This is a genomic window from Flavobacterium sp. 140616W15, assembly GCF_003668995.1.
In the GTDB taxonomy this organism is placed as follows: domain Bacteria; phylum Bacteroidota; class Bacteroidia; order Flavobacteriales; family Flavobacteriaceae; genus Flavobacterium.
The window spans coordinates 2,699,222-2,717,961 of the sequence record NZ_CP033068.1 but is presented as its reverse complement, the minus strand read 5'-3'; the positions used below and the strand labels follow the sequence as shown (position 1 = coordinate 2,717,961).

The following is an 18,740-nucleotide window of genomic DNA, read 5'->3' as shown; positions in this document are numbered from 1 at the left end:
AAAATCAATAATTAATTATTAATCAGTGAGTTATGTAAAACGGAATCACTTACAGTAGAAAAATTCATATTTATTTTATAAATATCAAGAAAAAGCTTCTATAGTATTTTGTAGCTTTAAAATTGGAACAAGGGTTTAAAGATAAATATGACTCTTACAGATTTTGAAGTTTTGGAATGAAATAAAAACTAATAAAATTTTTACAAATAATTTAATAACTTTGGTTTGATTAGTAGGTATAAATATTTGTGATATAAATCATTATAAATAAATTGAGTCTTTTTGTTTACCTAATTTAAGAGCCATAAAATAGTCAGGATAGTTATTTTTTTGTTTCATATTAATAAAAATGGTTAAAATTCTAATTAATAACTACAGTTAATGAAGACACAAATTACTTTCCTTTTTTTTATGATAACAACAATCAGTCTTTCTCAAAGTCCTGATAAATGGAAACAATATATAGAGCGTGAAAGAGAAAATAAATTTGAGAAATACCATTTTACATCTTTAGAAAATGCGCATCAGAATAAATACAAGGTTGTAAAAAAACTAGATGATACTTTTTGTATTGTTGAAAATGGTAGTTTAAGATCTAATAAACTTTTAGTAAAAATACTGCCTGTAAATGATTTATGGAAACTACCATCAAATTTTTCAAATCATAAAGAAGGCAAAGAATATATTATAGCTACAGATAGTGTTGAATCGTTAATTACTGACTTGGAATCGATGCATATTTCTGATATCAAAATATTAGGTAAGAATCTTGTAATTGTAAAATGTGATTCTAAAAAAATTATTGATGAGATTATAGGTTTAAGCAGTGTGTCTTCTATTTCACAAGAATCGTTACAACCAAAAGGAGAATCTAAGATAATAGATCAAAATTTTAGTATCAATTACATAAATAAAGCTCATGCTAATTTTTCTCTTTTAACAGGAGAAAACCAAATTGTATCAATCAAAGATGATTTTTTTGATCTAAATGATATCGATTTACTGAGTAAGCACATTCCATCGGCAGCGCAATCGGCTACTGTATCAAGTCATGCAACTGCTATGGCGACTATAATCTCTGGATTAGGAAATAGTTCTGTCTTAGGAAAAGGAGTCGCTCAAAAGACTAAAATACAATCTTCTGACTTTTTGAATATCTATCCTGATGAAGTAGCGACTTTACAAGGAGCAACTACTCAAAATCATTCCTACGGAACAGTAATTGAGAATTTTTATGGTTCGCTAGCAAATGCTTATGATTCACAATTATTTTTAAATACTGATTTGACTCATTGTTTTTCTTCTGGTAATAGTGGACTTGAAGGTTATAAATCTATTACAGGTAATTTTAAGCAATCTAAAAATAGTATTCTGTTGGGCTGTATTGATCATAACGAAGTAGTTATGCCGTTTTCTTCAAAAGGACCAGCCTATGATGGGCGAATAAAACCGGAGCTGGTGGCTTTTAGCACACAAGGTACTTCCAATTCTACTGCGTTAGTTACAGGAATTATTACCCTTATGAAACAACATTATAAAACTATAAATAATACCTCTTTAAGTAATGCTCTCACAAAAGCAATCTTAATTAATAGCGCAAAAGATTTAGGCAATATCGGCCCAGATTTCAGCTATGGCTACGGTAATGTAAATGCTAATAAATGTCTAAAAACGATCAGTGAAAATAGAATCATATCTGGTAATTTGATATCAGGACAGATAAAATCACATGAAATTACGCTTCCATCAAATGCAAAAAACTTGAAAATTACATTAGTGTGGAATGATTTGCCTGCCGCAATCAACAGTAATATTAGTTTGATAAACGATTTAGATATAGAAGTTATTTCGAATAACAACACTACTTTTTTACCATGGATTCTTAACCCTGATACTCCGCAAGAACAGGCTAAAAGAGGAAAAGATAAACTTAATAATATCGAACAAGTGACTATTGAAAATCCCACCCCAGGATCTTACAATATTACTGTTATTGGTGCATATATTTCAAATGCATCTCAGGATTATAGCATTGCCTACGAATATGAATTAGAGCGTCAATTTGAATGGAATTATCCTGTTGGTAATGATAATTTCCCCTTTGATGGTAAAACTATTTCTCCTTTTAAATGGGATTCTTCATTTTCGGGAACCTCGGGACAATTGTCAATTAGTTACAATAATGGACAGACTTGGGAAATTATTGCAAGTGGTATAAATCTAGATAGCGAGCAATTTACTTATATTCCTACAGAGCAAAAATTCGCAAAAGCAAAATTAAAGATGACTATTGGTACTACTGATTATATCTCTGATAGCTTTACGATTTCTTATGATTTAAATATAAGGACTAGTTTAGTTTGTGATGGCACAACAGAAATTAATTGGGACACACCCACTGATGTTATTTTATTTAATATTTATCAATTGACAGGAGATCATTTCGAATTTAAAGAACAAACAACAAATGCTAATTATATCTATACCGATGGAAAAATTCACACCGTTACGCCTGTATTTGATAATAGCGAAGGAGTAAAAAGTGAGTCTACATTACAATATGCTCAAAACTCAAATTGTTATTTCGAGTTGGCTTTGGCAGAAGTTTATGAAGAGAACAAAGTAAAAGTTAGTGCCAGTCTTTTTAGTTTATACAATATCAAAAGGTTAGAATTAGTCAAAATAATTAATACTTCAGAAAGTGTTATTAGCACAATAAATGATGTCAACTCTAAAACATTTTCTTTTATAGATACTGTCCCAATAAAAGGCAGCAATAGATATAAAATAAATATAATTTTAGAAAACAATAATGTATTCAGTTCTAAAATTTTAGATGCTAATTATTTAGAGGATGATTTATTTCTTGTTTATCCAACGTTATTAAGCAAAAATGAAGAATTAAATATTGAAGTTAAAAATGAGGAAAATGCTATTTTCTATTTGTACAATATTAGTGGGCAAAATACTATTACTTCTTCATTGTTTTCTAAAACCAATAGTATCGATCTGAGCAATATTGCTTCAGGAATTTACATCTATAAGATAATAACAAGCTTAGGAGGAATACAAACAGGAAAAATTTCAGTTTTTTAAACATATAAGAATAGTTATTTTTAGGTTTCTGTTTATTATCCTAAAATCACGTATTACTACCTAAGTCCATCTTTTTCGTATTTTTTATATTGCAGTAATCAAATCTACAACCTAAACTATATGCAAAACGAATTATCAAAAAAGGCGGCTATTGATTGCGAGACCAATCCTGCTTTATCCCTCAAGAAAATGTTTATTGATACGACCATGGGAAATCGTATCATCGCCGGACAATGCCCAGTTCGCAGAGGTGTATTCCTTAAACCTCATGGTGTTGCAAAGGCAGATTTTATAATGATGCCAGGATTACCACCAGAATACAAAGTAGGAATCTTTGCTCATGACCATTTTGAAGCTTGGGTACGTTTTTCAAGCGATACAGTTCCTTATGCTCCAGATATGAGGACTACTGTGGGAATAGGGATCAAGCTGTTTGGAGTATCAGGTAAAAAGTTATTAGAATCTAGTGAAAATGCAACTACGGCTGACTTTATTTTACAAAATATGAATGTGTTTTTTGTAGATAATGCTACAGAAATGTGCAAGTTTACTAAGGCAGGAGTAGTCGATCATGATTATAATCTGTATTTAAAAGACCATCCTGAAACCGTACGTATTTTGGATGAAATGGGAAAAGTTGTTTCTAGCTGTCTAACGACGCCTTACTGGAGCGGACTTCCATATTCTTTTGGAGAAAGTCATTTTGTAAAATACAAATTAGAACCAATAAGCCCACCGTTTAGCGCACCACCATCTCAAAACTCAGCCGATTATTTGCAAGCCGATTTACAAGCTCGTCTAAATATGGGTGAAGCACAGTTTAAATTTATGGTTCAGTTTCGTACAGATCCTGAAAAAATGCCATTGGATAAAGCAATGACTCCTTGGGATGAAACAGAATCTGTTCCTGTTCATATTGCTACATTGGTTATTCGAAAACAGGATATTACAAATCAGGGTCAAGCAGAATATGGTGAGAACCTTTCTTTTAATCCGTGGCGTACTTTAGAAGCACACAAACCACAAGGTACTATTAGCGATGCCCGTAAAATTGTATATGAGGCTGGAGCCGATTTAAGACGTTTTAAAAATGGTGTTCCCGCTGTAGAACCAATTGTACCAAGACAATTAAACAACCAATAACTAGCATTATGGATACTAAAAATATAAAAAAAGTAGCTATTTATCCAGCAATCGGAATAGCTAGAATTGGAAATTCTCCTGAATATTATCTGGCCTCTGATTTACCGGGCGTAGCTCCTGTTGCTGAAGGCGGTTTTAAAGACGGCGACAATTTATTTAAAAAACAGGTGCCTTTATTTCGTATTTATGCTTTGGATGAAAATGATAATCCGCTTTATGAAATTAATACAGATACGGCAACAGATGTAAATATTGAATGGGATGTGCATGTAGCCAATAGAAAAGCGGCATGGTATCAGTTTAATAATGCTTTGGATTTAGGAGAATATAGTATCCCAAGTCTAAAGCGTAACGGAGGTATTACAGGTGTAGATAGAGAACAGCTTGTTATTGACCCAGGACCAAGAAAAATTAGTGGCAAAAATATATCTGGTAAAGAATATCAGTTGGATACAGGGAAATTTTTTGATAAAGAAGTTTCTTTGGGCGAGTTAAAAACTGATGACAAAGGACGTTTGTTATTTTTTGGTGGTGATGGAAAAAGTGAATCCCGACTTAATATTCGTGCCATAACTTTTGCTAATAACGACGACTGGCATGATGATACTTCAGATGGTGTTGTAAGAGCCAAAGTGACTATTGGTGGGCAAACATTTGATGCTAAGCCCGCTGTTGTAGCTTGTACTCCGCCAAATTTTGGGCAGGGATTATTTCCTGTGGTAAGTATGCTTGATGTAGTTCAGGATTTGTATTTAAATGAAGGCTGGATAACTCCCAAAGGGACAGTAAAATTTTATGAAGATATCTATCCTATATTATCCCGAATGAGTACTACACAATGGGTTAATGAAGGTTTCTTTGTTTTGTTTGGTACAGATTCTCCAAGTGATTTTAATAATCCGGAATTCATCAGTCAGTTAGAAAATCCAGGGACTCAATTTGAATCAGAAAGAAAACGAGTATTTGAATGGTTTAGAGATCATCAATCAAATGAATATGAACCAACTAAATTACCTCCTCATTATGGAGATTTATTTGGTGACTACGAAGATTTACCAGCGGTTGACTTATCAGTAACAGCTACCCAATATGAAATGCTTCGCCAGTGGTCCGAAGGTAATTTTGTAACGGGAAAACCAAAAGAAATTATTCCTTTTGATGAATTATCAGTAAACGAGCAGGTTGATGCTTTATTAAAAGCTCCATTAGAAGAATGTTTAGGAGGTCCTTTTCATCCCGGAATTGAGATTACATGGCCATTTAGACATCTTATGATGTGGGACGAGCCTTTTCGCTTAAAAGTTATACCGAAAAACGAAAAAGTTAGAGATGATTATGGAGGTATTATTACTTCAGAAATTGCTTTGTCTGAAAATGGGCCATTAGATGGAACAGGACCTGGATCGCTTACACGTTGGTTAGGCGTGCCATGGCAAACAGATGAAGCCAGTTGTATGTCGGGTTATGATGTAACACTTTATTTACCATTACCTTCATTTTGGTCAGTACGAGTTCCTAATACAATATTATCAATGGATAGTTACAACCGATTGAAAGCGACAACAACAAATGATGGACAGAAGTTAAAACATTTCTCTTATCGTGTAGATTGGATGCGTGATTTTACTTCAAACTATGTACCGCGTATTAATAATATGGTTGCTAAATGGCATCAGTTGGGGATTATTACTAAACAAGAACTTGACAATCAATCGCAATTTTTACCCGATACCTTATGGGTTGAAACCGATCGAGAAGGGCCAGCAGGTATTGATCCAACTTTAGAACAGGTAAAACATGCCGAAAGAGAAAGTACTGTGAGTGAGCGATTATTTAGAGCTACACCACGCGAAAGTCATCCATTAAAAAGACACGAACTATAGTAACTCCAACTTCCATACCTGTAGTAATTATTGGAGGTGGTCCAGCTGGTCTGGCAATTGCATTAACATTGCGCGAACATCATATTCCATGTGTTGTAATAGATAACCATATGGGAAGCACTGTTAAACTAGGAGAATCACTAGCTCCCAGTGCTAATGCCGTATTCCGAAAATTAAGTTTGGAAGAAATATTGACTTCTGAAGTTCATAGTTTATATGTAGGTAATAACGTTGTGTGGGGCGATTCATCGCTCCGCCAGCGTTACTTTTTAAATGAACCATATGGCGACGGAAGGCATTTGAATCGAACTCTTTTTGAAAAACAACTTCAGGATATTGCTATTGAAAGAGGTGTAATTATTTTAGAAAATTACCGGCTTACTAGCATTACACAACAGGAGAATAAAATGATTGTGAGTTGTTGCCATTCTGATAATACAACAAGAACGATTACTGCCGATTTTATAGCCGATTGTAGTGGTAGAGCCTCGATCGTAGCTAAAAAAATGGGAATTAAGAAACAGATTATAGATAATCTAGCTTCTTATCATTTTATTGCAGAACAATCAGAAGAGTCTTTAAAAGGAATGACCTTTATCGAATCAGTAGAAGATGGCTGGTGGTATGTAGCTCCGTTAGCTGATAATAAAGTAATTGTCAATTTTATGTCGGATAGCGATTTACATTCGAATAATGCTACTTCACTTTATGATTGGTTATTCAGTAAAATTGCCACGACTCAACATCTTAAAAACTATCTCCCTGCAATAAAATCTTTAACAACCGAAGTAGGTATTAAAACTGCTACCACTTCTTTATTAGATAAACCAGGTGGTAAACAATGGATTGCTGTGGGTGATGCATTATGCACTTATGATCCATTAACTTCTTTTGGAATTACAAATGCACTTGTAAGTGGACATAACGCTGCAAATGCAATAGCTGGGTTTTTAAATGGTAATACTGACTCATTGTCTGAATATATTACTTCTCAAATGGCTTTGTTTAATAAGTCTGTTGCTCTGTTGCAAAATCAATATCAATCTGAACAACGCTGGACTAAACATCTTTTTTGGGAAAGAAGACACTTGTAATGGATGATAGATGGTTTGATATAGGATAAGTATTTGGTCTGTAGGTAATTACTGAAGTACTTTTACGGTGCTTTAAAAACAGGTAAAAGTACTCATAATCAATACGTTATATTTGTTTAATTTAGATGCCCTGTAAAACAATTGATAAAAAGTTTTACGATGAAACAATAGGTCGCATCCGAAAAACCTTAAACGAGTAGGAAAATCCCCAAATACTTTTTATTATGTCACAATCAACATTTTCTTGGTCCTTAGAGGCTTATGAGTCTCGTGGAAATTTATGGCTAAGATGGAGTACCAATGCACCATTTAGAGCACAACAAGGGCAAATTCACGTATATAATGCGGGCTTCCCTTCAGATCCCCAAAAAGAGACAAAAGCATGGTCTTGGGATAACGAACATAATGCAAACTGGGATACTGGACAAAAATGGGGCACAGGATGGAATTGTGCTTACATTGCTGAGAGAAGCCCAAATGGACCTTATACTTATTTTATTAAATTGACAACTACAAGCGCTATGGGACCTAATGTTCTTAAAGTTCAAGAAGTAGTTACTGAGCAGTAAAATAAATATATTGATTTAGAATAGCTTATATGAAGATTTTCTTTATATAAGCTATTTTTTTATAAATGATACTGGGTAAAAGTAATAGATAATGAGTGAGTTTTGGATTCAATTAAGATTTTAGAGTATGGTTGGAGAAAATTGAAGAAGTAAATTGCTTCTTACTTAAGTACATTAAAATTTAGAATCACGTTATCCCATATTATTGTTAGGGGTTTGTATTTTTTTACAGATTATTTTTCATTATAATTTCTTTTACGCCCCCTTTTGTCAAAATTATAGAATTGTAAATCCCTGATTTGTTTTGTATGAATTCGACTGTCCTATCATTATTGTCTGCTCTAAAAAATTTTGTTTTAGACTCAGGTAAGAGTTCCATTTCTAAGCTATTATAAAATAGCTTTTCTCCATTTTTGAATATTTCAATCTCCCCATATTTGCCTATATATTTATCATATTGCGTAATGTCTGCTTTTACTTGATGATGTTTGTACGGAAGTTCTACGTCTTTTTGTAAAGCAATTGCCGATAGGCTGTACGCTATGATATAAGAAGGTGATTCATTATTAGAAAGTACTGTAACAAAAATTTTGTCATCAGTAAATCGATTAAAAGAAGTCATTGTACCAAAGAAGCCACCATCATGTGCAATAAGTTGATGACCATGATTATAAAATGGATTAATCATAAGTCCGTAACCATAACCCTGATTATTATAAGAAGTAAACATTCGCTTTTTCATATCTGCTGATAAGATAGTTGTTCCATAAAGCGCTTGGTCCCATAAAGCCAAATCCTCAACGGTAGAATAAGTTCCATCATGTCCGATATTAAATGTCCAATTGATATATGGATTGTGAACATATCCTTTTTCGGTTATATGATAAACTTTTGCTTTTTTGAAATTATCGAATCATTATTACTGACTCCTGTATTCTTCATTCCTACTTTCTCAAATATGTTTTTCTTCAAATAAACGACATATTTTTCACCAGATACTTTTTCAATAATCTTGCCCAATAGATAATATCCAATATTACTGTATTCGCTTTTGGTTCCTGGCTCAAACTCATAAGGTATTTTCTTTATTTCATTATAGGCAGAATCAGCCGAAATGGTAGTTAATGCTAATTCTTTAAAACCTAAACCAAGTCCAGATGAATGAGATAATAACATATGAATAGTAACGCTATCAGCTTTTGGGTAATCAGGAAAGAATTTACTTAGTTTATCATCAAGTGACAATTTTCCATTTTCTACTAATTGAAGAATAGCCGTTGCAGTAAATTGTTTTGTTACCGATGCCAACTGAAATTTCGTGTCTACGGTGTTTTTAATATTCCATTCGTAGTCAGCCAATCCGTAAGCCTTTTTTAGTAAAATCGAACCGTTTTTTGTTACAATAACAGTTCCGCTAAAATTATTGACATCGACTTGAGCTTGCATGTATTTTGCAAGATTAGTTGGTATGTCTTTTTGTCCAAAAAATAGAGTTGGAAGTAGTAGGAATATCAAGGATAGTCCTAGTTTAGTTATTTGATGTGCTTTTTTCATTTTAGTTTTTACAGTTTGAAATTATTTTAGTTAGCACTTTATCCAGTAATTCAATTTCATTTTCTGATAATCCTTCAAGAGCAATTTGTCTGTTTTTGTATATAGCTGGAGTTAACAATTCAATTGTTTTTTTTCCTTTTTCTGTGATTTGCAGGTTGAATTTTCTTCTATCTAATTCGTTCATTTTTCTTGTTAGATATTCCTTTTTCACCATCAATTCAATAATTCTGGTAATCGAAGCATTGTCTTTAAAAATTAATTCAGCTATTTCTTTTTGTGAATAATCTGAGTTTTTATTGATAATCATAAGTACTAAAGCTTGGTCAACTGTAATATCATTTACAATTTGGCTTATGTTTTTTTGTGAAATCTTTCGATACTCTTTTATTGTTTGTTCAATTGTATAAAGAACAGTTCCTGTTGGATTATTTTTTTTCATCTTAAGTTGCTTGAAGTGTCAATAGTTGATGTAAATTTAATTGATATATCAATTAAATGAAAATATTTTTTCGTTTTTTTATAAATTAAGTATTTATTTCTAGTTTTTATGAGATCTAAAAGCAGTGTAATGGATTAGTAGAAATTATAATAGTCTAAAAGTTATTGCAACTGCATGAATCAACTTATTAACTCTCCATTAAATAAATTAGGTACTGCAATGAAGCTGTATTTTTGTAGATTAACTTTTATCAATTTTAAATTGCACTATTTTAATTCTAGCATAGAATAAAACAATATTTCTGAAATATTGTTTTATTGTAAGTATTATCCTTATATTGGAAAATATTTAATAATAAATGTGATATGATTGAATTTTTGAAAAAAGATAAAAATTTTAGAAATGCATTATTTGTTTTTATAATTGCTTTTTCTTCCTTTCTGGCTTTTGAACCTTTATTTGAAAATTTAGGACAAAAGGCATCTCAGGAGTTTGCTGCGGCAATTTTCGGAACCATCTTCGCAGCTGTTATTACAATGGTCTTGTTAAGTAAACAATCAGAAACAGAGCTGGAGCGAAGCCGTAATGAAAAAGTCTTTGAACAAAAAATAGTATTATTTAATCAAGTATTGGATTTTTTACAGACTATTTATGAAAACCTTGATGACGCAAATAAAATAAAAATCAGTCGTGTTAAGATTACACAATTAGAATTTTTACTAGCAAAAATGGTAATGGTTGGTAATGATAAAACGATAAAAGAATTCAAATCATTATATCAGAATATAACCAATAGTTATGTTCCCGAAACACAAATACTAACCTTGAATATAAGTCATAAACATACTATTTTTCGCTTTGCAGATTATTGCAGAGAAGAGTTAGGATTATCAGACAAAAATTTAGAAAAAGAAATATTAGAGGACATCGTATTGCAAGGAGAATTGTTTTGTAATCTTGAGCAAAAAGTGTCTTTAGATTTTGACACTCAGGAAACAATTAAAGATATCTATGGTTTTTTAGCCTTTGATTTAAATATACCTATCGAAAATATTAAGTTCCTCCCTAATGGATTTGAAGTTTTTATAAATAAAACCCAAGATAAAAAAGCCCGATTTCTGGAATGTTCAATTGATCAACAGGAAATATATATTAATATTCCAGTTCCTGATATGATAAAAGACTTTCAGCTAAATGATAATACATTTAAAATAAAACCATCAGAGAGGAATAAATTTATAGCACAACAAGTTACTATAGAAAAAGCAATTCAGCAAAGCTACGAGTTCGTTAAAATGCAAAAGAAATAATAATACTCTAGTTCTTTTTTGAAATTGTGATTTAATGATAATTAATAAATCAAGCATTACGATTAAATAGCAACAATGCTTGATTTGATTGAGTAAGGATTAATTAGGTTTTTTGAGCTTTCTAATAACTCAAGAGTAAATCATATAATTCTTTTACATCAATATCTATTTCAGAAGCAGAGTACATTAAGAACCATATCATACTTTGATTAATTTCATTTTAATTATTAGGAAGAATTAATTAGGAAGAGTTTTTTTTGTTATTGTATGTTATTATTAAAAAGAGAAGGATATTCTTAAAAAATATTGAATAGATGAATTTAATAGTTTGATATGGATATTCATTTTTCTACTTAATATTATAAAAAAATAAGGATAAAAATGATCTAATATAAAAGAATAAAAGGATGTAATGGTCTCATTTTGTAAAACTTGAGATTAGATTTTTGCGGTCTCATTTTTTTTGCTTAATATTAGATCTTGATAAAAAGTTCATCAAAAGTGTTACAAAACAAAATCGTTTTATATATTTGATTTCAGGATATTTTTTGCATTATTTGCAAAATAAAAGCAAAAAGCCCGAAATAAATTAATTATTAATAGCAAATACACCTATGTCGTTTTCAAGTCTATTTCGAAAAAAAACAGTACAAGATATTTTAAGTCAAGTCGAAAAAAATAATGCCAATGGGAATGATTCATTAGGCAAACATTTAACGGCGCGTGATTTAACAGCTTTTGGTATTGCAGCAATTGTAGGTGCAGGTATTTTTAGTACAATTGGTAAAGCTAGTGCCGATGGAGGTCCAGCAGTTATTTTTTTGTTTCTCTTTACAGCGATTGCCTGTAGTTTCGCAGCTTTTGCTTACGCAGAATTTGCTTCGATGGTTCCCGTTTCAGGAAGTGCTTATACGTATTCGTATGTAGCTTTTGGAGAAATTATAGCCTGGGTCATTGGTTGGGCATTGATAATGGAATATTCAGTTGGTAATATAACCGTGGCCATATCGTGGAGTGATTATTTTACAGGATTACTCTCAAGCGGAGGAATCCATCTGCCCCAATGGGTTCAAATGGATTATTTAACAGCTTCTAATGGATTTAATGATGCAACAGCGTTAATGCATGGCGGAAAATCATTTGAGAATTTAGAGCCAGCTTTGCAATCAGCATACACAGCATGGACAACGTCACCTCTGATAGGTTCATTTCATTTTGTTGCCGATCTACCAGCCTTATTAATTATTATCTTAATTACAGCATTGATATATCGTGGGATGAAAGAATCTCGTAATGCGAGTAATATTATGGTTGTTGTAAAATTATGTGTGGTACTTTTGGTAATTGCAGTTGGAGTTTTTTATGTAGATACAGCTAATTGGGATCCTTTTGCACCAAATGGAGTAACAGGAGTTCTTAAAGGAGTTTCAGCAGTATTCTTTGCTTATATAGGTTTTGATGCAATCTCAACAACTGCCGAAGAATGTAAAGATCCACAACGAGATTTGCCACGAGGAATGATGTGGGCAATTATAATTTGTACCATTTTGTATATCGCAATTGCATTGGTACTTACCGGAATGGTGAGTTACAACCAACTTAATGTAGGAGATCCACTTGCTTTTGTATTCGAGAAATTAGATTTAAAATGGATGTCAGGAATTATAGCAGTAAGTGCTGTAGTAGCTATGGCGAGTGTTTTATTAGTTTTTCAAATGGGACAACCTCGTATCTGGATGAGTATGAGCCGTGACGGTTTATTGCCAAAACGTTTCTCTAAAGTACATCCTAAATACAAAACACCATCATACGCTACTATTGTTACTGGTTTTGTAGTAGCAGTTCCAGCTTTGTTTTTAAATCTTACAATGGTTACTGATTTGTGTAGTATAGGAACTTTGTTTGCCTTTGTATTGGTTTGTGCAGGAGTTTTAGTATTGCAAAACAAACCAGATATTCCAAGAGGGAAATTTACAACGCCTTATATAAATTCAAAATTTATAATGCCTCTTTTGTTGATTATAGGATTGGTGTTTTCTTTTGGATACAACAAAAAAGCAACAATGAGTTTTATTATGAATGAAACTCAAATTCATGAATCGGCAGATATAATCACCTCTCTGGATAAAAGTCATACAAAAATGGTATATGATTATTTAGTAACTGTTGATCCTGCTAATGCTACAACCGAAAAACCAGATTTAGAATTAATATTAAAGCAATATCAAAAAGATGAAGCTAAGTATGCAAGCGTAATTGCTGGTTTACCAGTAGCAGATTCTATTAAGTATGAAAGTGGATTAAGCTTATTCAAACATAAAATACCAATGTGGATTTTCTTAATCGTTTTGGTTGGATTAACAGTTTGGGCTTTTAAACAAAATCTATCTTTAATTCCATTATTAGGTTTAATTTGTTGTCTTTATATGATGGCAGAATTAAGCGTTTGGAACTGGATTTACTTTACGGTTTGGTTGCTTATTGGTCTTTGTATCTATTTTGGTTTTAGTCGAAAAAATAGTAAGCTTAATTTAGTAAAGCTGTAATATCTAGTTTTTAGTAAAAGAAACTATTCAAATAAAAAATCCGTTCTGATTATTTTCAGAACGGATTTTTTTTTGGTTTTTAAAAGCTACAGAATTCCAAAATCTAAGTAGATCTAACCAGTATAACAATCTAAGGGAATCTAGAAAAGTCTAATTTATAATAAAAAAAATCCGCTTAGAAATAACTCAAGCGGATTCAAACAAACCAATTAAAAATTAAGCAAATTTATTTATAAAGAATTGTTTCGTGTTTATAAAACCCCAAGCTCGACCATGCAGGCTTTCATCATCTGATAGGTTCTTTCGATGTCATTATCCAATCCTATTGAAAATCGAATTAAACCATCTGTTAAACCCATTTCGGCTTGTTCCTCTAGCGGAATTTCACTAGAAGTTGAGGTTCCTGGAGCGCTAAATAAAGTTTTGTAAAAACCTAAACTTACCGCTAAATATCCTAAATTTCGTGCCTGCATCAACTCCATTAATTCATTGGCTTTAGCCAGAGAACCAACATCTATTGTAAGCATTCCGCCAAAACCATATTCAGGGTTAATCATTGTTTTGTACAACGCATGACTAGGATGACTTTTTAAACCAGGGTAAACAGTTTTAAGTCCATCTTTTTCAAATTTATCAGCTAGAACATGAGCATTATGGCTGTGTTGTTTGATACGAATATGTAGTGTACGAAGGTTTTTCATTACACTAGCAGAACGTAAACTGTCCATAGTAGGGCCTAAAAGCATACTAGCACCACTATTTACATTTTTCAAACTATTTATGAATTCTTTTGAAGCACAAGTTACACCACCAACAGTATCACTACTACCGTTTATGTATTTTGTTAAACTATGAATCACGATATCAGCACCTAATTTTGCTGGTGAAACCGACAAGGGAGAGAACGTATTATCTACAACTAATTTTAGATTGTATTTTTTTGCCAGACGAGATAATCCTGCAATATCTGCAACTTCTAATAAAGGGTTGCTTACTGTTTCGCAATATAAAACTTTAGTTTCAGGAGTGATTGCAGCTTCTACAACATCTAATTTTGTAATATCTACAAAAGTTGTTTTTATGCCAAATCTTGGTGTGAAATTTTTAAGGAAAGCGTACGTTCCACCATATATAGTTCTACTCGAAACAATGTGATCTCCCGTACTGCATAATTGCATTAGTGTAGGCGTAATTGCTCCCATTCCTGAAGCCGAAACATTTGCAGTTTCAGTTCCTTCCATAGCAGCAAGTGCTTGGTCTAAATAGAGGTTGCTTGGCGATGAGTGGCGGGAATACAAATAACAACCTTCCATATTTCCTTCAAAAGTGTCAAACATTGTTTTTGCTGAAAGAAAAGTATAAGTTGAAGAATCTGAAATTGATGGGTTTACACCACCAAATTCACCAAAATATTGCAAATCCTGAATTTTGTCAGCCGGATTAAAATTTTCCATTGTTATTGTTATTATGAAGAACGAAATAAATTCATCCTCTAGTTACTATTTATATATCATCCAATCTAAGTTAAAGAATCAGGAGCTAATCCCGCTCTTCGCTATATCTTTTCCTTTTTAAAGAAAAAGAAAAAGGATGTCGCTGCTATCGGGGCTATGAAACCCAGTATGTCAGAAATCATATTCAAAATAATGACATATTAGAATAATAATCAATCATAGTCTTTATTTTTAGATTTTTAGACTATAAATTTATATTTTAATAGATTTATAGTCTAAATTTGATTTTGAAATATGATTAAAACAGATTATTTTTCAGTCTATAAACCAATCGCTTATGATATTAGATTCCATTGATAAAAAACTACTATTGTTACTCCAAACAGATAGCAAGAAAACAACCAAAGAATTGTCTTTAAAATTAGATCTTTCGGTAACAGCAGTTTATGAGCGAATAAAAAAACTAGAACGAGAAGGAATCATTCATAAATATGTAGCCTTAGTAGATAAATCTAAAATAGAAAAAGGATTCGTAGTTTTTTGTCATCTCAAACTCATTCAGCATACTAAAGAATTTTTAACCAAATTCGAAAGTGAAGTGACTCAGTTAAAAGAAGTTCTCGAGTGCCATCATGTTAGTGGAGATTACGATTACATTCTTAAAGTACTAGTAAAAGATATGGAAGCCTATCGGGAGTTCTTAGTAACCAAACTCACAAACTTACAGCATATCGGCAGTACGCAAAGTACTTTTATGATTAGTGAAGTAAAGAATACTACAGTGATTTCTTTTTGAGTTTTTTTGAAGAATTAAGGTTCTGAGAGGCAAAGGAGCAAAGGGGCAAAGGTTTTGTGGCTCTAAAAAAAACTTAAATTTGGGTTTAATATTAAGGATATGATATATGGAACAATGGGAACCAATAACTTTAAATGAGCTCTTTAGTGAAATTCAAAAAACAGAAAAAGATCTAAATGGAGAATTGAAGAACTTCTGGGATTTGATTAAAATAGATCCGACAAAATGGGAGGAAAAAGAATATGGTGAAATGGGAGGAGGTTTTTGGGTAGTAGCGATTTGCGGATATAAAGTAATTTGGTATAATGATATTGAAGAAGGATTTAATATTTCAAATTATAAAATGTTTGGGGAAATTGAAGGCTATTGGTGTAATCAGGAAGAACTGGATTGTTCAGTTGCTAGGTTATTTGAATTAGTTAGATTTGGCGGAGAAGTTATTGGAGGGGCAGGTGGTCCAGCAAAAAAGATGGTTTAAAATAAAACTTTGCGTCTCCGCGCCTTTGAGAGAGATTTTAAAATAATTCTACGAGATTGGTTTTTTAATCAGTTTTAGAAATCATAAACAATATCAGCCTAATCTGCTAAATCTGCGTGCTAATTTTAAACTTTTACAATGCATATTAAATTAGAGATTTTAAAAGTCAGCGTTTTCTACTAAATCTGAAATAAAATTTAACATTTTTATGTATTTATTACAATAAGTTTTCCATACTTCAAGAAATCCTGAGAAAAAACTCTAACTTTAAACTTTAAACAAAACTTAATTCCTTAATTTTGTATCGCTAAAAAAATAAAAAATCAAATACTATGAGTTCATTTGACGTAGTCATTATAGGTTCAGGTCCCGGCGGATATGTTTCGGCAATTCGTTGCGCACAATTAGGTTTCAAGACAGCTATAATCGAAAAGTATAATTCGCTTGGAGGAACATGCTTAAATGTAGGATGTATCCCTTCAAAAGCATTATTGGCATCTTCGCATCATTATGCTGAAATCAAACATTTTGCAGATCACGGAATAGAAGTTTCTGGAGATGTAAAAATAAATTTAGAGAAAATGATTGCTCGTAAAAAAGCAATTGTAGATCAAACAGCAGGAGGAGTAAACTTCTTGATGGATAAAAATAAAATTACTGTTTTTAATGGTTTAGGTTCTTTCGTAGATGCGACACATATTGCTGTTGCAAAAGAAGATGGAACATCAGAAACTATTGAAGCTAAATATACTGTTATTGCAACAGGATCGAAGCCTTCATCTTTGCCTTTTATCAAAATTGATAAAGAAAGAATCATTACTTCTACTGAAGCATTAGCATTAAAAGAAGTTCCAAAACACCTTGTTATTATTGGAGGAGGAGTTATTGGAATCGAGCTTGGGCAAGTTTACCTACGTTTAGGAGCACAAGTTTCTGTAGTTGAATTTATGGACAGAATTATTCCTGGAATGGATGGAGCTTTGTCTAAAGAATTAACTAAAGTATTGAAAAAACAAGGAATGAAATTCTACGTTTCTCATAAAGTAAAATCAGTTGAAAGAAACGGTGATGCTGTTGTAGTTCAGGCTGAAAATGCAAAAGGAGAAACAATTACTTTAGAAGGAGATTATTCATTAGTTTCTGTTGGGCGTCGTCCTTACACAGACGGATTGAATGCTGATAAAGCTGGAGTAAAAATTTCAGACAGAGGACAAGTTGAAGTAAATGACCATTTACAAACAAACGTTCCTAATATTTATGCTATTGGTGATGTTGTTCGTGGAGCAATGTTGGCACATAAAGCTGAAGAAGAAGGAGCAATGGTTGCTGAAATCTTAGCAGGTCAAAAACCACATATTGATTATAACTTAATTCCTGGTGTTGTATACACTTGGCCAGAAGTTGCAGCTGTTGGACAAACAGAAGAGCAAGTAAAAGCTTCAGGAACGGAATATAAAGTTGGAAGTTTCCCATTTAAAGCTTTAGGACGTGCAAGAGCAAGTGGAGATTTAGATGGATTTGTAAAAATCATTGCAGATGCTAAAACTGATGAGGTTTTAGGAGTACATATGATTGGAGCACGTACAGCTGATTTAATTGCAGAGGCTGTTACAGCAATGGAATTCAAAGCATCTGCTGAAGATATTTCAAGAATGAGCCATGCGCATCCAACATTTGCAGAAGCAATAAAAGAGGCTGCATTAGCTGCTACAGATAACAGAGCATTACACGTATAAAAACGTTGTAAAGATTTAATGTGATGTATCTAACATCATATATAAATAAAAACCCGACAATTAATTTAGTCGGGTTTTTTGTTTTTTATGTTCTGTAGAGATGTACCGCAGTGCGTCTATAACAGTACGTTTTAAGCAGTAAATACGCTTTTGTAATTATCCCAATATCTGTAGATTAAAAATAGATTTCCTAAAAACAATAAACCAGCAACAGGTAAATTCTCTGGAGTCATAAAATAATTAATAAATAATATGTTTATAGTAATAGGGAGAATTAAAATATTGGCAAGAGTTACATAGCGTCCGGTTACAAAAGCAATACCACAAATTAATTCTATTGATTTTGCTAATGGCATTATATAGGTCGATGCAATTAAACCTACATTGAATGCTTTAAAATTTCCAGTTACTTCGGGTTCAGGCATTAAATGTAAAAAGTAACTCACAGAAGCAAAAAGTAGTAATAGACCAATTAAAGTTCTGATAATAATAGTAGCGATTTTCATGATATAGATGATTTTTATAGGTTGAAAAATACAATTTTTGATATAAAATTACCTGATTTTAATAATTAGAAAAACGTGTTTAATTATTAAATTATTATGAATTATGTAAACTATTTAGTTTTGTTTTGTAATTTGT

15 protein-coding genes are annotated in these 18,740 nt (G+C 32.0%); 10 read left to right on the top strand and 5 right to left on the bottom strand.

The features are described 5' to 3' along the window. The first annotated feature begins 381 nt into the window (after positions 1 to 381). The 5 genes from EAG11_RS11560 (at position 382) to EAG11_RS11540 (ending at position 7,785) form a co-directional block, all read left to right on the top strand. Entirely contained in the window at positions 382 to 3,096 is a 2,715-nt protein-coding gene (locus EAG11_RS11560; RefSeq protein ID WP_129539320.1) for a S8 family serine peptidase, read from the top strand. 120 nt (positions 3,097 to 3,216) lie between these two features. Next, the gene (locus EAG11_RS11555; protein WP_129539319.1) at positions 3,217 to 4,239 is read left to right on the top strand and encodes a hypothetical protein; all 1,023 of its coding nucleotides are present in this window, start codon (positions 3,217 to 3,219) and stop codon (positions 4,237 to 4,239) included. 8 nt (positions 4,240 to 4,247) lie between these two features. Next, on the top strand, positions 4,248 to 6,122 hold the full coding sequence (locus EAG11_RS11550; RefSeq protein WP_129539318.1) for a LodA/GoxA family CTQ-dependent oxidase: 1,875 nt from the start codon (positions 4,248 to 4,250) through the stop codon (positions 6,120 to 6,122). 68 nt (positions 6,123 to 6,190) lie between these two features. Further along, positions 6,191 to 7,216 carry an NAD(P)/FAD-dependent oxidoreductase gene (locus EAG11_RS11545; RefSeq protein ID WP_230727823.1) on the top strand — a complete coding sequence of 342 codons (1,026 nt, stop codon included), beginning with the start codon at positions 6,191 to 6,193 and terminating at the stop codon, positions 7,214 to 7,216. Between the two features lie 224 nt (positions 7,217 to 7,440). After that, positions 7,441 to 7,785, top strand: a complete 345-nt coding sequence (locus EAG11_RS11540) for a hypothetical protein (protein WP_129539316.1) — start codon at positions 7,441 to 7,443, stop codon at positions 7,783 to 7,785. Between the two features lie 226 nt (positions 7,786 to 8,011). Here EAG11_RS11540 and EAG11_RS22640 read toward each other — a convergent pair whose 3' ends face one another. The 3 genes from EAG11_RS22640 to EAG11_RS11525 are packed head-to-tail and all read right to left on the bottom strand — an operon-like array spanning position 8,012 to position 9,778. Further along, positions 8,012 to 8,614 (bottom strand): serine hydrolase, encoded by a 603-nt coding sequence (locus EAG11_RS22640; protein WP_256387088.1) that lies wholly within the window; start codon positions 8,612 to 8,614, stop codon positions 8,012 to 8,014. Positions 8,615 to 8,661: 47 nt separating this feature from the next. Beyond that, positions 8,662 to 9,339 (bottom strand): serine hydrolase, encoded by a 678-nt coding sequence (locus EAG11_RS22635; protein WP_129539314.1) that lies wholly within the window; start codon positions 9,337 to 9,339, stop codon positions 8,662 to 8,664. A 1-nt stretch (position 9,340) separates the two neighbouring features. Next, positions 9,341 to 9,778: a MarR family winged helix-turn-helix transcriptional regulator gene (locus EAG11_RS11525; RefSeq protein WP_129539313.1), complete on the bottom strand. Its 438-nt coding sequence runs from the start codon at positions 9,776 to 9,778 to the stop codon at positions 9,341 to 9,343. 365 nt (positions 9,779 to 10,143) lie between these two features. On the opposite strand from EAG11_RS11525, the gene EAG11_RS11520 reads away from it, so the two are divergent. After that, complete coding sequence (locus tag EAG11_RS11520; protein WP_129539312.1) at positions 10,144 to 11,088, top strand: hypothetical protein; 945 nt, start codon at positions 10,144 to 10,146, stop codon at positions 11,086 to 11,088. A gap of 614 nt (positions 11,089 to 11,702) precedes the next feature. Beyond that, positions 11,703 to 13,634, top strand: a complete 1,932-nt coding sequence (locus EAG11_RS11515) for an amino acid permease (RefSeq protein ID WP_129539311.1) — start codon at positions 11,703 to 11,705, stop codon at positions 13,632 to 13,634. Positions 13,635 to 13,885: 251 nt separating this feature from the next. Here the strand turns inward: EAG11_RS11515 and EAG11_RS11510 are convergent, their stop codons facing one another. Next, positions 13,886 to 15,088 (bottom strand): aminotransferase class I/II-fold pyridoxal phosphate-dependent enzyme, encoded by a 1,203-nt coding sequence (locus EAG11_RS11510; protein ID WP_129539310.1) that lies wholly within the window; start codon positions 15,086 to 15,088, stop codon positions 13,886 to 13,888. Positions 15,089 to 15,425: 337 nt separating this feature from the next. Here EAG11_RS11510 and EAG11_RS11505 point away from each other — a divergent pair, with 337 nt between their 5' ends. The 3 genes from EAG11_RS11505 (at position 15,426) to lpdA (ending at position 18,098) form a co-directional block, all read left to right on the top strand. Then, the gene (locus tag EAG11_RS11505; RefSeq protein ID WP_129539309.1) at positions 15,426 to 15,884 is read left to right on the top strand and encodes an Lrp/AsnC family transcriptional regulator; all 459 of its coding nucleotides are present in this window, start codon (positions 15,426 to 15,428) and stop codon (positions 15,882 to 15,884) included. 106 nt (positions 15,885 to 15,990) lie between these two features. Then, a complete protein-coding gene (locus EAG11_RS11500) occupies positions 15,991 to 16,362 on the top strand; it encodes a hypothetical protein (protein WP_129539308.1) in 372 nt (123 codons plus the stop codon). 332 nt (positions 16,363 to 16,694) lie between these two features. After that, positions 16,695 to 18,098: a dihydrolipoyl dehydrogenase gene (lpdA, locus tag EAG11_RS11495; protein WP_129539307.1), complete on the top strand. Its 1,404-nt coding sequence runs from the start codon at positions 16,695 to 16,697 to the stop codon at positions 18,096 to 18,098. 131 nt (positions 18,099 to 18,229) lie between these two features. On the opposite strand, the gene EAG11_RS11490 is transcribed toward lpdA, so the two are convergent. Next, complete coding sequence (locus tag EAG11_RS11490) at positions 18,230 to 18,604, bottom strand: DoxX family membrane protein (protein ID WP_129539306.1); 375 nt, start codon at positions 18,602 to 18,604, stop codon at positions 18,230 to 18,232. Between the last annotated feature and the right edge of the window lie 136 nt (positions 18,605 to 18,740).

What these genes read in the sequence shown, in the direction of transcription:
- EAG11_RS11560 (WP_129539320.1), top strand. Translation starts at nt 382, where the DNA reads ATGAAGACACAAATTACTTTCCTTTTTTTTATGATAACAACAATCAGT.
- EAG11_RS11510 (WP_129539310.1), bottom strand. Translation starts at nt 15,088, where the DNA reads ATGGAAAATTTTAATCCGGCTGACAAAATTCAGGATTTGCAATATTTT.
- EAG11_RS11515 (WP_129539311.1), top strand. Translation starts at nt 11,703, where the DNA reads ATGTCGTTTTCAAGTCTATTTCGAAAAAAAACAGTACAAGATATTTTA.
- EAG11_RS11500 (WP_129539308.1), top strand. Translation starts at nt 15,991, where the DNA reads ATGGAACAATGGGAACCAATAACTTTAAATGAGCTCTTTAGTGAAATT.
- EAG11_RS11525 (WP_129539313.1), bottom strand. Translation starts at nt 9,778, where the DNA reads ATGAAAAAAAATAATCCAACAGGAACTGTTCTTTATACAATTGAACAA.
- EAG11_RS11550 (WP_129539318.1), top strand. Translation starts at nt 4,248, where the DNA reads ATGGATACTAAAAATATAAAAAAAGTAGCTATTTATCCAGCAATCGGA.
- lpdA (WP_129539307.1), top strand. Translation starts at nt 16,695, where the DNA reads ATGAGTTCATTTGACGTAGTCATTATAGGTTCAGGTCCCGGCGGATAT.
- EAG11_RS11505 (WP_129539309.1), top strand. Translation starts at nt 15,426, where the DNA reads ATGATATTAGATTCCATTGATAAAAAACTACTATTGTTACTCCAAACA.
- EAG11_RS11540 (WP_129539316.1), top strand. Translation starts at nt 7,441, where the DNA reads ATGTCACAATCAACATTTTCTTGGTCCTTAGAGGCTTATGAGTCTCGT.
- EAG11_RS11555 (WP_129539319.1), top strand. Translation starts at nt 3,217, where the DNA reads ATGCAAAACGAATTATCAAAAAAGGCGGCTATTGATTGCGAGACCAAT.
- EAG11_RS11520 (WP_129539312.1), top strand. Translation starts at nt 10,144, where the DNA reads ATGATTGAATTTTTGAAAAAAGATAAAAATTTTAGAAATGCATTATTT.
- EAG11_RS11490 (WP_129539306.1), bottom strand. Translation starts at nt 18,604, where the DNA reads ATGAAAATCGCTACTATTATTATCAGAACTTTAATTGGTCTATTACTA.
- EAG11_RS22635 (WP_129539314.1), bottom strand. Translation starts at nt 9,339, where the DNA reads ATGAAAAAAGCACATCAAATAACTAAACTAGGACTATCCTTGATATTC.